This window comes from Peribacillus simplex (genome assembly GCF_001578185.1).
Classification (GTDB): Bacteria; Bacillota; Bacilli; order Bacillales; family DSM-1321; genus Peribacillus; species Peribacillus simplex_A.
In genome coordinates, this window is sequence record NZ_CP011008.1 from 1,504,945 (window position 1) to 1,517,886 (window position 12,942).

Sequence of the window (12,942 nt, forward strand, 5' to 3'; positions counted from 1 at the left end):
GGTAAGGTTCCTATTTTGTATTTATGGATGAAAAAACGAAAATATTAATATATATCGAAATAATTACATTAGCAAGAAAAAGAGCCTTATCAGATCGGTCTCCCTTTTGGGGAAATAAACTTATGAATAAAAAGTGGTGAATCTATCACGCTTTTTTTTCTATATATTCAATAAAAATACATATTGATTAGGGTGGTAGCAATGGGGAAACGTATAGAAAAAGTACTTGCGGCAAATCGTGGAGAAATAGCGATACGAATTTTTCGGGCATGTACGGAATTAGACATTCATACAGTTGCAATCTATTCGAAGGAAGATTATGGTTCTTATCACCGATATAAAGCGGATGAGGCATATTTGGTTGGGGAAGGCAAAAAGCCGATTGATGCATACCTGGATATTGAAGGCATAATCGCGATTGCCAAAATGAGCGGAGTTGATGCGATTCATCCCGGTTATGGTTTCCTTTCAGAAAATATTGACTTTGCGAAACGTTGTGAGGAAGAAGGAATCATCTTCATCGGACCAGAATCAAGACACCTAGATATGTTTGGTGACAAAGTGAAAGCTAGAACACAAGCTGAACTAGCTGATATTCCGGTCATCCCTGGTAGCGAGGGACCGGTGACCAATGTTGAAGAAGTAAAGGAATTTGGAAAACAATACGGTTTTCCAATTATTATAAAAGCATCCTTGGGCGGCGGCGGACGTGGAATGCGGATTGTCGAAAAAATCGAAGAAGTTGAAGAGGCATATGATCGCGCAAAATCAGAAGCTAAAGCAGCCTTTGGTAACGATGAAGTCTATGTAGAGAGATTCATACAGAATCCAAAGCATATCGAAGTTCAGATTTTGGCTGATACTCATGGGAATATCGTCCATCTGTATGAACGTGACTGTTCCGTTCAAAGAAGGCATCAAAAAGTTGTGGAAGTGGCACCTTCCGTATCCCTTTCCGAGGATTTAAGGGAAAGGATTTGTGAGGCAGCGGTCAAGTTGGCGAAGAATATTGATTATGTAAATGCTGGTACGGTCGAGTTCCTTGTGGCAAATGGCGAATTTTACTTTATTGAAGTCAATCCACGGGTGCAGGTTGAACATACCATTACTGAAATGATTACGGGCATTGATATCGTTCAATCTCAAATCATGGTAGCCGAAGGGCATGAGCTCCATGGCAAAAAGATCGGGATCCCCGAACAAGCAGGGATTAAAACGCATGGATACGCAATTCAATCACGGGTGACCACTGAGGACCCGTTGAATAATTTCATGCCTGATACCGGGAAAATGATGGTATATCGTTCCGGTGGTGGATTTGGTGTCCGTCTGGACGCTGGGAATGGATTCCAAGGTGCAGTCATCACACCATATTATGATTCCCTTCTCGTTAAACTTTCTACTCATGCACTTTCATTTGAGCAGGCAGCTTCTAAAATGGTTCGTAACCTTAAGGAATTCAGGATTCGTGGAATTAAAACAAATATCCCCTTCCTTGAAAATGTTGTTAAACATGAAAAATTCATAAATGGGGAATACGATACATCATTCATCGATTCAACACCGGAATTATTTAGCTTCCCAATCAGAAAAGACCGTGGGACCAAAATGCTTTCATATATCGGAAATGTAACTGTGAATGGTTTCCCAGGCGTCGAGAAAAAGAAAAAACCTGTTTTCGATCCAGCTCCAATTCCGAATGTTGGTGGCCTGCCGCTTATCTCGGGTACAAAAAATATACTTGAACAGCAGGGTGCAGAGGGACTGGTCAATTGGATTAAAGAACAGAAAGAGGTATTGATCACAGATACGACTTTCCGTGATGCACATCAATCTTTACTGGCGACAAGAATTAGATCGAAGGATATCCTTGATATCGCTGAGCCTACAGCAAAACTCCTTCCTGATTTATTTTCAATGGAAATGTGGGGCGGGGCAACTTTCGATGTAGCTTATCGATTCTTGAAAGAAGATCCATGGGACAGGCTGTTAAGTTTCAGGAAAAAAGCACCGAATGTCCTTTTACAAATGCTTTTAAGGGCTTCAAATGCAGTTGGTTATAAAAATTACCCTGATAATGTCATTCGTGAATTCGTCGAGAAATCAGCGGATGCTGGCATTGATGTTTTCCGGATTTTCGATAGTTTAAACTGGGTTAAAGGGATGGAAGTGGCTATTGATGCAGTCCGTCAATCCGGCAAAATTGCGGAAGCGGCCATTTGTTATACCGGGGATTTGAATGATCCATCACGCAGTAAATATAATATCGGATACTATAAAAATATGGCGGTGGAATTGGAAAATGCCGGTGCCCATATTTTAGCGATAAAGGATATGGCTGGCCTCTTGAAACCGGATGCTGCTTACCGACTTGTATCGGAACTGAAAGAAACTACATCCCTTCCGATCCATTTGCATACTCATGATACAAGCGGAAATGGAATTTTCATGTATTCAAAAGCGATTGAAGCTGGTGTGGATATCGTTGATACGGCGATTGGGTCTTTAGCTGGCCTTACTTCGCAGCCAAGTGTACAAACGCTTCATTATGCTCTGGAGGGGTCAAGCAGACAGCCTAAATTGGAAGTCGATTCACTAGAGCGGTTAGGCGAATACTGGGGAGAGGTAAGAAAATTCTACCATGACTTCGAAAGTGGCATGAATGCACCTCATACCGAAGTGTACAAACACGAGATGCCTGGCGGTCAATATAGTAATCTGCAGCAGCAAGCTAAAGCTGTGGGGCTGGGAGATCGCTGGAATGAAGTGAAAGAAATGTACCAGCGCGTCAATGCAATGTTCGGAGATATCGTAAAAGTAACGCCTTCATCCAAAGTTGTAGGAGACATGGCCTTATTCATGGTGCAAAATAACCTTTCTGAAGAAGATGTTCTGACAAAAGGCAAATCCATCGATTTCCCTGATTCAGTCATAGAGTTATTCGAAGGCTATCTGGGTCAGCCTGTTGGTGGATTCCCTGAAGAGCTTCAGGAGGTTATCCTGAAAGGGAAAAAACCTATAACAGTAAGACCGGGTGAATTATTGGAGGAAGTGGACTTTACTTCCCTTAAAGAAGAATTATTCAAGGAATTGGGACGGGCTGTCACTGATTTCGATGCGCTTGCATACGCCCTATATCCAAAAGTGTTCTTGGACTACAATAAAACAATTGAGCTGTTTGGAGATGTTTCCAACCTTGATACCGCGACTTTCTTATATGGTATGAGGCTAGGTGAAGAAATCGAAGTCGAAATTGAAAAGGGTAAAACGCTCATCGTTAAATTAGTTTCAATCGGTCAACCATTGGCTGATGGAACACGGGTCGTGTATTTTGAGTTGAATGGTCAATCACGTGAAGTGATCATCAAGGATGAAAACATTAAATCCTCCGTTATATCAAAAATGAAAGCTGACCCTAAAAATAAAGAACAAATCGGTGCGACAATGCCAGGTACGGTTATTCGTGTAGTAGTAGAGAAAGGCGATCAGGTCAAACAGGGTGATCACCTGATCATTACGGAAGCGATGAAAATGGAAACTACCGTACAAGCGCCATTCTCTGGGACCATTAAAGACATCTATGTAAAAGATGGAGAAGCGATCAGTACTGGTGATTTATTGATTGAAATAACTAAGTAATATCGTGACTGTGAGCTTGTAAATGATTTCAGGTATAAATGGTATGCTTGAGGTTTCAAGCTGCTCTGTACCCTCTTTTAGGCAATGTACGGTCACTCGAGTCTCTCTTTAAGGTAAAACAAAAACCACCATTATGGTGGTTTTTGTTTTACCTTATTATCTTATTGATTGAACAATCAGACATTAACGGGCGGGTATCGTTGGCGTTATATCGTGTTCACCCTGCCTTTTGACGGTGTGGGTGGGGCTCCCATTTTGCTTGGCCAGGGCATTTTTTTTGCTTCTTGAAGTCAGTAGCATCAAATAGCTCATTACACCAAAAAAGCAGGCAATGAATAAAGCGTGTGCCAATGCGATATATAAGTTCTGCCTTGAGAAAATTATAAAGGCCCCAGCGGTAACCTGTAAAAAAACGAGAATGAATGCAGCAATCCAACCGCCATACAACACTTTTTGATCCCTGTAATATTTTTTTGCAATATAAGCCACATAGGAAACCCAAATGAAAATAGCGCCAGCAATTGCACGGTGCCCCATCTGAATCCACTCATAAAGGTTGGAGGGGAGCGCGAGGCTGTCATTTACACATAAAGGCCAATCCTTACAGATTAGACTGGATTCCGTATGCCTTACGAGAGCACCCGTATATACGACTACCAGACAAAAAATCAATACGCCAATAATATGGAATTTCATTCGTTTATCAACTATAAGTTTTTCGGCTTCGAACTTCTTGTCGACTTCAAAAATTAATAGTGTCAGTAAAAAGACGGCAGCAAAGGAAATGAGTGATATGCCAAAATGAAGGGCAAGGACGAAATCGGATTGAGACCAAAGGACGGCAGCAGCTCCAATCAACCCTTGTAATAACAGAAAACCAAAAGAAAGGACGGATAAGAAACGTGCTTCACGGATATGGCCGATTTTTCGCCAGGACAAATACGATAAAATTAAAACCAAGAAACCCCCGGCACCTGATACGAGTCGATGTGAAAGCTCAATGACCAATTCTAACGTGATTTTGTCTGGGATCAATTGGCCATTGCATAATGGCCAGGACCTGCCGCATCCCATGCCGGAATCCGTCTTCGTGACTAAAGCTCCACCCAGTAAGATGAAAAGCATTACAATCGTAGTTAAAACAGCAAACCATTTAAGAGACGATTTCACTAGTAGTCCCACCTTTTTCTCTGTAGCCAAATTAGGTTGTTCAATAAAATTAATAATAGCATAAGATTTTTCATAATATTTGTCGAACTTCCTCGATATTACACAATTTAGAATGATTTTACAAGTTCAGTTAATATTATTGCTATTAATTAAAATGCCGGAAATAGTTGAAAGTTACAAAAGACTTTGATAGAAATAAAGGGAGTGTAAACCTTCAAGTAGGACCAAAATAGGGACAGAGCCTAGGGGATGATGATAACAGCATACTATTCATGTTCTTGATGAACATCTAACAAGTGAATTGAAAGTATTGAGACACAAATTGGTCAAAAAATAACCGAAAAATTTTCACAAAACCTTCCAAAAATGTGTTTTAATATATTGAAGAAATGATTTTACTAAATTTTACTGTTTTTAAGCATGATATTAAGAATGATAGCTCTCGATGGATTCCATTTACAACGGCCATTGGTAAATAATTTACTTTTTGTGTACGCTTCCTTGGTTACAAATATCAAAAAGTATGAAATAATGTTCTATAGCATATGTAAGTAAGTATTTTTTGCATTTGCGTCTGTGCTGAATGATTTAAAGGAGGAAAACAAATGTCAGAAACAAGGGGTTTGTCAGATGCTGTCATGAAGGACAGTAAAGCCGCCCTTCAATCGGATATACCGGAAACAACAGCTTGGAAGGATTTTCTCGCACTTATAAAAGTGGGGATTGTCAATTCAAATATAATTACAGCTTTTACCGGCGTATGGTTAGCCCTTCATTTTTCGGGGCTTAGCTTCTTAAGTAATCTTGATGTAGTGTTTTATACACTTGCAGGTTCGGCGCTCATAATGGCAGGTTCCTGCAGTTTCAATAATTATTATGACCGTGATATCGATCATTTAATGGAAAGAACGAAAAACCGGCCAACGGTAACTGGTAAAGTACAGCCTTCAAAGGTATTGGCGTTAAGCTTTGGCTTAATTGCTGCAGGACTGGTATTGCTTGCTTTGACTAATATGACAACTGCCATACTTGGTGCATTCGGCGTCTTCGCCTATGTTGTCTTATATACCATGGTTTTTAAACGGAGATTTGTCTCGAATACGATAATAGGCAGTATATCAGGAGCGGTACCTCCACTTATCGGGTGGGCTGCCGTCGACCCGAGCCTTGATACGATCGCTTGGGTCCTGTTCGCGATCATGTTCTTGTGGCAGCCTCCTCATTTTTATGCACTTGCAATGAGACGTGTCGAAGAATATCGTGCAGCGGGGGTACCAATGCTTCCGGTTGTAAAAGGGTTCAAGGCCGCAAAAAGATCAATCATGTTATGGATCATCTGTTTAATGTTCGTTCCTTTCTTTTTAACTCCATTAGGAACTCCACTGGTTATTCTTGCTGCATTATTGAGCACAGGTTGGCTTATTTTGGGGATTAAGGGGTATAGGAAGAAAGATGATGTTAAATGGGCTACATCCATGTTTGTTTATTCTTTAAATTATATGACCATTTTATTTGTAGCTATGGTTATAGTCACACTCATCTAGTTTTTGATAAATAAAAGTTGCTGCGCGGCCTGTTTTTTTACAGGCTGCAGCTTACTTATATATAATGCATTGACCGCCATTCATACATATTAACGGAGAACTTCAACAGGATCATTCATAAGGGTGGTTACATGAATCATCATAATAATTCCTTAAATTAGGGATTCTTTCTTTTTAGAAATTGACATAGAGAGAATATTCGCAATTGCGCCCATTTTTATTTTTGTGAGAAAATTTTGACGAAAGAGGGGTTTCTGAAGCTATGAAAAAAAGGCTGCACAAATGGCGCCTAATTGCTTTGCTGGGAATTGTAGGACTTGTCCTTTCGGGCTGTGGCGAACCATTTCTATCCGCACTGAAGCCAGCAGGCAATGTTGCGCAATCTCAGTATGACTTACTGATATTGAGTACACTAATCATGGTTCTGGTAATTATTGTTGTGATTATTTTGTTCGTTGTAGTTTTACTGCGCTTCCGTCGGAAGAAAGGCGACGAAACAATACCGAAACAAATTGAAGGAAGTCATAAACTTGAAATTATCTGGACTGTTATTCCTATCCTTCTTTTAATTGTTCTGGCTGTTCCAACCGTCGTCACTACATTCGACCTAGCTGACACAAAGGCAATGGATAAGAAAGATAAGGATGGAAAAACGAAGGATGCCCTTGTCGTGAATGTTAGGGCAAATCTTTATTGGTGGGAGTTTGAATATCCTGACCTTGGCGTTGTCACAAGTCAGGATCTGGTTGTGCCTACCGATCAAAAAGTGTACTTCAATCTTACTGCTTCTGATGTTAAGCATTCATTCTGGATACCGGCTGCCGGAGGAAAGATGGATACAAATACAGATGGGGTCAATCAGTTTTTCTTAGAATTCGATAGTGAAAAGGCAGAAGATTCGAACAACTTATTTTACGGGAAATGTGCTGAACTTTGCGGTCCTTCCCATGCCTTGATGGATTTTAAGGTCGTACCGAAGTCTAAAAGCGACTTTGTAGCTTGGACTAAAGATATGAAAGCCGCGAAAGAACCTGTCGTGGAAGGTGATCTAGCAAAACAGGGTGAAGATGTCTTTAATCAAAGTTGTATAGGTTGTCATGCGGTGACACCAAATGACAGCAGGCCTGAGGCTGCTCGTCAGGCACCGAATCTGGCTACATTCGGTGAACGTCAAAAAATAGCTGGCGTATTGGATCACACGGAAGAAAATGTGAAAAAATGGATCAAGGATCCTGAGAAGTATAAACCGGGTAACACAATGACCGGTACTTACGGCCAACTTTCAGATTCAGATATTAATGCACTGGCTGCCTATCTTTTAGAGCTTAAGGTGGAAGAAAAATAGAACATTGATTAAGGAGGTTAAATCGTGAGTACGTACGCTAATAAAAAAGGATTTGGCGCTACGATTTGGGATTATCTGACGACGGTAGACCATAAGAAAATCGCCATTTTATATCTTATCTCTGGCGGGTTATTCTTTGTAATCGGCGGTTTGGAAGCGATGTTTATCCGTATCCAGCTTGCAATCCCAAATAATGACTTCGTAAGTGCCGGATTTTATAATGAAATTTTGACCATGCACGGTACGACAATGATATTTCTGGCGGCCATGCCATTAGTATTTGCTGTTATGAATGCGGTTGTACCATTACAGATAGGGGCACGTGATGTTGCGTTCCCATATTTGAACTCATTAGGTTTTTGGTTATTTTTCTTTGGGGGAATCTTTTTAAATCTTTCATGGTTTTTAGGGGGCGCTCCTGATGCAGGCTGGACATCGTATGCATCACTTTCCCTGCATTCCGAAGGCCATGGCATTGATTTTTATGTCCTCGGACTACAAATATCGGGTTTTGGAACACTAATTGCAGGGATCAATTTCCTTGTAACCATTATTAATATGCGTGCGCCTGGTATGACATATATGCGTATGCCGCTGTTTACATGGTCAACTTTCGTTGTTTCTGCATTGATATTATTCGCTTTTCCTCCGCTTACCGTGGGATTGGTGTTAATGATGTTCGATCGGATGTTTGGCGCGAATTTCTTTGATGTAGCAGCAGGAGGAAATACGATTATTTGGGAGCATTTATTCTGGATATTCGGTCACCCGGAAGTATATATTCTGATTCTTCCGGCGTTCGGTATTTTTTCGGAAATTTTTGCTACATTCTCCAGAAAAAGATTATTTGGTTATTCATCGATGGTTTTTGCAACCGTATTAATCGGTTTCTTAGGTTTCATGGTTTGGGCCCATCATATGTTTACAACTGGTCTAGGCCCTATTGCCAATGCAATCTTTGCCGTGGCGACTATGGCTATCGCTGTACCAACTGGTATTAAGATATTCAACTGGATCTTTACGATGTGGGGAGGAAGCGTTAAGTTCACGGTCCCGATGCTTTATGCAGTTGCCTTTATTCCTACTTTTACAATGGGTGGCGTGACAGGTATCATGCTTGCATCAGCACCTGCTGATTATCAATACCATGATAGTTATTTCGTTGTTGCCCATTTCCACTATGTAATCGTCGGTGGGGTTGTATTAGGTTTACTGGCTGGAATCAATTTCTATTGGCCGAAGATGTTTGGAACTATGTTAAGCGAAAAATTGGGAAAAATCACATTTTGGACGTTTTTGATTGGTTTCCATTTAACATTCTTCATCCAACATTTCTTAGGTCTGATGGGGATGCCTCGACGCGTATTTACATTCTTGGACAATCAAGGTCTCAATACAGGTAATATGATTAGTACTGTTGGAGCCTTTTTGATGGCATTTGGTGTCTTGGTTATGGTCATAAATATAATCATTACATCTGTGAAAAATGAAAAAGTCGGAAATGATCCATGGGGAGATGGCCGTACGCTTGAATGGGCCATTCCATCACCACCGCCTTTTTATAATTTTAAACAATTGCCGCTAGTCCGCGGATTAGATCCTTATTGGGTTGAAAAAATGGAAGGTAAAAAGGAAATGACTCCTGCAGAACCACTTGGGGATATCCATATGCCAAATTCATCCATTCTTCCTTTGACGACTGCTTCCGGTTTATTTATAGCCGCATTCGGTGCCTTATACCATATGGATGATAGGTCGTGGACACTGCCTATTATCATTGTTGGACTTTTGGTAACATTTGGTTCGATGTTTATCCGTTCCGTTAAAGACGATCATGGATACCATATTCATAAAGAAGACCTTATGGACGATAAAGACAAGGGAGGTAAGGCATAATGCAAGCAGATGAAAGATTCACGGATGCTACTTGGCCTGCTTCTCCCGAGAAAGCGACTTTAGAAGGTAAAAATAAGTATTTGGGATTCTGGTTGTTTCTTGGTGGAGAGACGGTATTATTCGCATCACTATTTGCAACTTACCTTGCATTGAAGGATAAAGTTCCAAATGGTGACGCAGCCCTAGCAAAAGACTTATTCGAGCTACCGCTTACTTTTGTTGCAACCATGCTATTATTGATCAGTTCATTGACTAGTGTGTATGCAATGTATCATATGAAAAATAACCACTTTAAACAAATGCAGGCATGGCTTGTTATTACGGTTGCCCTTGGTTTTGGTTTCTTAGTCCTCGAAATTTATGAATTTAATCACTATGTTCATGAATTCCATCATACATTTACGAGTAGTGCCTTCGGCTCTGCGTTTTATACTTTAGTTGGTTTTCACGGAGGACACGTTGCTTTCGGTTTGCTTTGGATCATAACTCTAATGGTACGTAATGCAGGAAGGGGTTTGAATTTATATAACGCTCCTAAATTTTTTGTTGCGAGTCTTTATTGGCATTTCATTGACGTAGTCTGGGTGTTTATCTTTACAGTCGTATACTTAATGGGAATGGTGGGATAACTGATGGCGAATGAACAATCAAATTCAGCGAACCCGAATGTCGATTTAAAATATCGCCGTAAGAAAAATGCTGAAGAGATGAAACATCAAGTGATAACATTTATACTAATGATTTTCTTTACATTACTTGCTTTTGCTGCAGTAGGAATCGAAGGGTTTTCACATTGGTTCATTAAACCAGTCATTTTGCTACTGGCAGTCATACAAGTGGTTTTCCAATTGTATTATTTTATGCACATGAAGCACAAAGGGCATGGTACCATTGCATTGTTTTTATTTTCTGGTCTTGCAGTCGGCTTAATAACTGTCCTTGTGTTCACAACGATCGTTTGGTTATAAACCATAAGAAAATCGGCTATTGCATGATAGCCGGTTTTCTTTATGTGTTGATTTACTAGAAAAAGAATCCAAGTTTATCTATATTTGTTATCATGTTTCATTTTAGTTATAATGGAAGTAAGAAAATTGTTTTGAACGAGGTGATTTTTTGTCCATTGATATTTTCGGATTTCGCGCTTTGTGGAGTCCTTATTATTTTGCCGCCCTCGTACTTATAACCCTTGGCTATTTTTTGTTTGTGACAAAAAAAGGGAAGGCGTTTTCAGGCAGTTCACCGCTTTCCGTTAAACAGACAACTTATTTTTTAACAGCCATGTTCCTGCTTTATGTGGTAAAGGGTTCGCCACTGGATTTATTGAGTCACATTATGTTCAGTGCCCACATGTTTCAAATGGCATTGCTCTATCTTGTGATTCCGCCTTTATTTATCATTGCGATTCCGGATTGGCTATTGAGAACTTTCATAAATTCAAGGGGAGTGAAGGCGTTATTTCAATTTTTCACGAGACCGCTTGTCGCCCTTTTACTATTTAATGTTCTTTTCTCGTTGTACCATATCCCGTTAGTGTTCGACTTTATCAAAACGGGGATGTGGATACATGCCGGATATACGGTGCTATTATTTACGACTGCAGTTTTGATGTGGTTCCCACTTGTCAATCAATTGCCAGAACATGAAAGTCTAACAGGTGTAAAAAAAGTAGCTTATATTTTCGGCAGTGGCATTTTAATGACCCCAGCCTGCGCTTTAATCATTTTTGCTAATGATCCGATGTATGATACGTTTACCAATGCGGAATCTTGGGCAAGTGCCATGGAACTTTGCGTTCCCGCTTCAGCACTGTCGGGTTTGACACTCAGCGGTCCAGAAATGTTCAATGGACTGCCATTGCTTGAGGATCAACAGCTTGGTGGGGTTCTTATGAAGGTGATCCAAGAAATCGTATTAGGCTATGTATTAGGTGTCATTTTCTTTGCTTGGTTCAAAAAGGAGAATGGCGGACAAAATGAAATCGATCCGATACCTTCGGAATTCCAGCATGTGGAATAGTTGTACCATAAAGACTTGTCTTGGGGGGGAGGCAAGTTTTTTATATGTTGTCATTGCCTGCTAGGTTTTACCGGTGACGATTGTAAATGGTTATCAGATTATCAATTTCTAAGCAAATAGCCAGTGTTTTGTCTTGGATATCACCATAAAAGTGAGCATTCTGTTAAAAATACTTGATTTTATTGAAATTTATGATTACCTTTTATAAAATGGTAGTTGATTAATAAATAAAGAGAGGACTACAATTCATATGTCTTTACCAATCCTTCCAACGATAAGTACAGCCTTCATTGTATTAAGTGCCATCACTGTTGCAATAGGCTGGTATCAAATTAAACAACGCAAAATCGAGACTCATAAAAAAACCATGATGGTAGCTGCGGTTTTTGCGGTAATCTTTTTCACTATATACCTTACTCGTACGGTCTTTATTGGCAGTACGTCATTTGGTGGACCGGATGACATTAAAATTTATTATACGATTTTTTTAATCTTCCATATAACACTTGCTACAACTGGAGCTGTTTTGGGGATCATCATGCTTACCACTGGGTTTAAAGGTAAATTCGCCATTCATAAAAAAATCGGACCTACGACAAGCATCATTTGGTTTTTCACTGGGATTACTGGAGTAGCCGTTTACATCCTGCTTTATGTCATTTATCATGGCGGCGAAACAACATCTTTAATAAAGGCGATCCTAGGATTTTAAAATGATGAAGAAGCCTGATGCAAAAAAAAGCATCAGGCTTTTGTAATGGAAAAAAAGAGAGCATCACTCATGATCCGCTCCCTTGTACCGCACTTTTTACTAACGGCTTTTACAGGCCGGTGAATTGTGTAAGTTCTTCTTTGATCTGAGCGAGGATTTTTTCACTTTGTTTAACTAATGATGCAGGGAAGTCCTCCCCTTCGCCATATTCAACTCCGTGTGGATAATAATGTTTTCCTAATAGAGGAACCATTAGTTTGATGACGGCTCTGTGAGCGCCTACATCGCCCTCTGTAGCATAGCCAAGTATTCGCAGGTAAAACGTTCCTTCTTTTAATTCGAACTTACGATCGTAACTGACTCTTTCGTAATCCCATTGTTCGGCACGTATTAAACCATATTGCGGCATTAGGTCATCTAATCGGTTTAAGTCGGCTGTGATGTTTTCGATTCCAAAGCTTTCAAATTTCACGAATAGTACCTCCTATGTTTCTATTGGGAATTAAAATGACATACCGGGAAAATATTATGTACATGAATATATTAAAAATCTCCAAGTATGTTTATAATATACCATTTTATCCTATATTTTATAATAGTACGAAATGGTGGAAGTT

The 12,942-nt window shown here is 39.9% G+C and carries 10 protein-coding genes; 8 read left to right on the forward strand and 2 right to left on the reverse strand.

The genetic code is table 11. From position 1 onward, the window contains the following. The first annotated feature begins 201 nt into the window (after positions 1-201). The gene (gene pyc, locus UP17_RS07085) at positions 202-3,639 is read left to right on the forward strand and encodes a pyruvate carboxylase (RefSeq protein ID WP_061462290.1); all 3,438 of its coding nucleotides are present in this window, start codon (positions 202-204) and stop codon (positions 3,637-3,639) included. A 183-nt stretch (positions 3,640-3,822) separates the two neighbouring features. On the opposite strand, the gene UP17_RS07090 is transcribed toward pyc, so the two are convergent. Continuing rightward, positions 3,823-4,809 carry a COX15/CtaA family protein gene (locus tag UP17_RS07090; RefSeq protein ID WP_061462291.1) on the reverse strand — a complete coding sequence of 329 codons (987 nt, stop codon included), beginning with the start codon at positions 4,807-4,809 and terminating at the stop codon, positions 3,823-3,825. Positions 4,810-5,414: 605 nt separating this feature from the next. Between UP17_RS07090 and cyoE the strand changes: the two genes are divergently transcribed. From cyoE to UP17_RS07125, 7 genes are all read left to right on the forward strand, one after another. Further along, the gene (cyoE, locus tag UP17_RS07095; RefSeq protein ID WP_061462292.1) at positions 5,415-6,353 is read left to right on the forward strand and encodes a heme o synthase; all 939 of its coding nucleotides are present in this window, start codon (positions 5,415-5,417) and stop codon (positions 6,351-6,353) included. Between the two features lie 262 nt (positions 6,354-6,615). Then, positions 6,616-7,698 carry a cytochrome c oxidase subunit II gene (gene coxB / locus UP17_RS07100; protein WP_061462293.1) on the forward strand — a complete coding sequence of 361 codons (1,083 nt, stop codon included), beginning with the start codon at positions 6,616-6,618 and terminating at the stop codon, positions 7,696-7,698. 24 nt (positions 7,699-7,722) lie between these two features. Further along, positions 7,723-9,594: a cytochrome c oxidase subunit I gene (ctaD, locus tag UP17_RS07105; RefSeq protein ID WP_061462294.1), complete on the forward strand. Its 1,872-nt coding sequence runs from the start codon at positions 7,723-7,725 to the stop codon at positions 9,592-9,594. Continuing rightward, a complete protein-coding gene (locus tag UP17_RS07110) occupies positions 9,594-10,223 on the forward strand; it encodes a cytochrome (ubi)quinol oxidase subunit III (protein WP_061462295.1) in 630 nt (209 codons plus the stop codon). Before ctaD ends, UP17_RS07110 begins: the two co-directional genes overlap by 1 nt. A 3-nt stretch (positions 10,224-10,226) precedes the next feature. Continuing rightward, complete coding sequence (gene ctaF, locus UP17_RS07115; RefSeq protein WP_061462296.1) at positions 10,227-10,562, forward strand: cytochrome c oxidase subunit IVB; 336 nt, start codon at positions 10,227-10,229, stop codon at positions 10,560-10,562. Between the two features lie 148 nt (positions 10,563-10,710). After that, complete coding sequence (ctaG, locus tag UP17_RS07120; RefSeq protein WP_061462297.1) at positions 10,711-11,613, forward strand: cytochrome c oxidase assembly factor CtaG; 903 nt, start codon at positions 10,711-10,713, stop codon at positions 11,611-11,613. A 250-nt stretch (positions 11,614-11,863) separates the two neighbouring features. After that, complete coding sequence (locus UP17_RS07125) at positions 11,864-12,325, forward strand: DUF420 domain-containing protein (protein WP_061462298.1); 462 nt, start codon at positions 11,864-11,866, stop codon at positions 12,323-12,325. 109 nt (positions 12,326-12,434) lie between these two features. Here the strand turns inward: UP17_RS07125 and UP17_RS07130 are convergent, their stop codons facing one another. Then, on the reverse strand, positions 12,435-12,797 hold the full coding sequence (locus UP17_RS07130; RefSeq protein ID WP_061462299.1) for a YugN family protein: 363 nt from the start codon (positions 12,795-12,797) through the stop codon (positions 12,435-12,437). Positions 12,798-12,942 lie beyond the last annotated feature (145 nt).

What these genes read in the sequence shown, in the direction of transcription:
- coxB (WP_061462293.1), top strand. Translation starts at nt 6,616, where the DNA reads ATGAAAAAAAGGCTGCACAAATGGCGCCTAATTGCTTTGCTGGGAATT.
- ctaF (WP_061462296.1), top strand. Translation starts at nt 10,227, where the DNA reads ATGGCGAATGAACAATCAAATTCAGCGAACCCGAATGTCGATTTAAAA.
- UP17_RS07110 (WP_061462295.1), top strand. Translation starts at nt 9,594, where the DNA reads ATGCAAGCAGATGAAAGATTCACGGATGCTACTTGGCCTGCTTCTCCC.
- cyoE (WP_061462292.1), top strand. Translation starts at nt 5,415, where the DNA reads ATGTCAGAAACAAGGGGTTTGTCAGATGCTGTCATGAAGGACAGTAAA.
- pyc (WP_061462290.1), top strand. Translation starts at nt 202, where the DNA reads ATGGGGAAACGTATAGAAAAAGTACTTGCGGCAAATCGTGGAGAAATA.
- UP17_RS07125 (WP_061462298.1), top strand. Translation starts at nt 11,864, where the DNA reads ATGTCTTTACCAATCCTTCCAACGATAAGTACAGCCTTCATTGTATTA.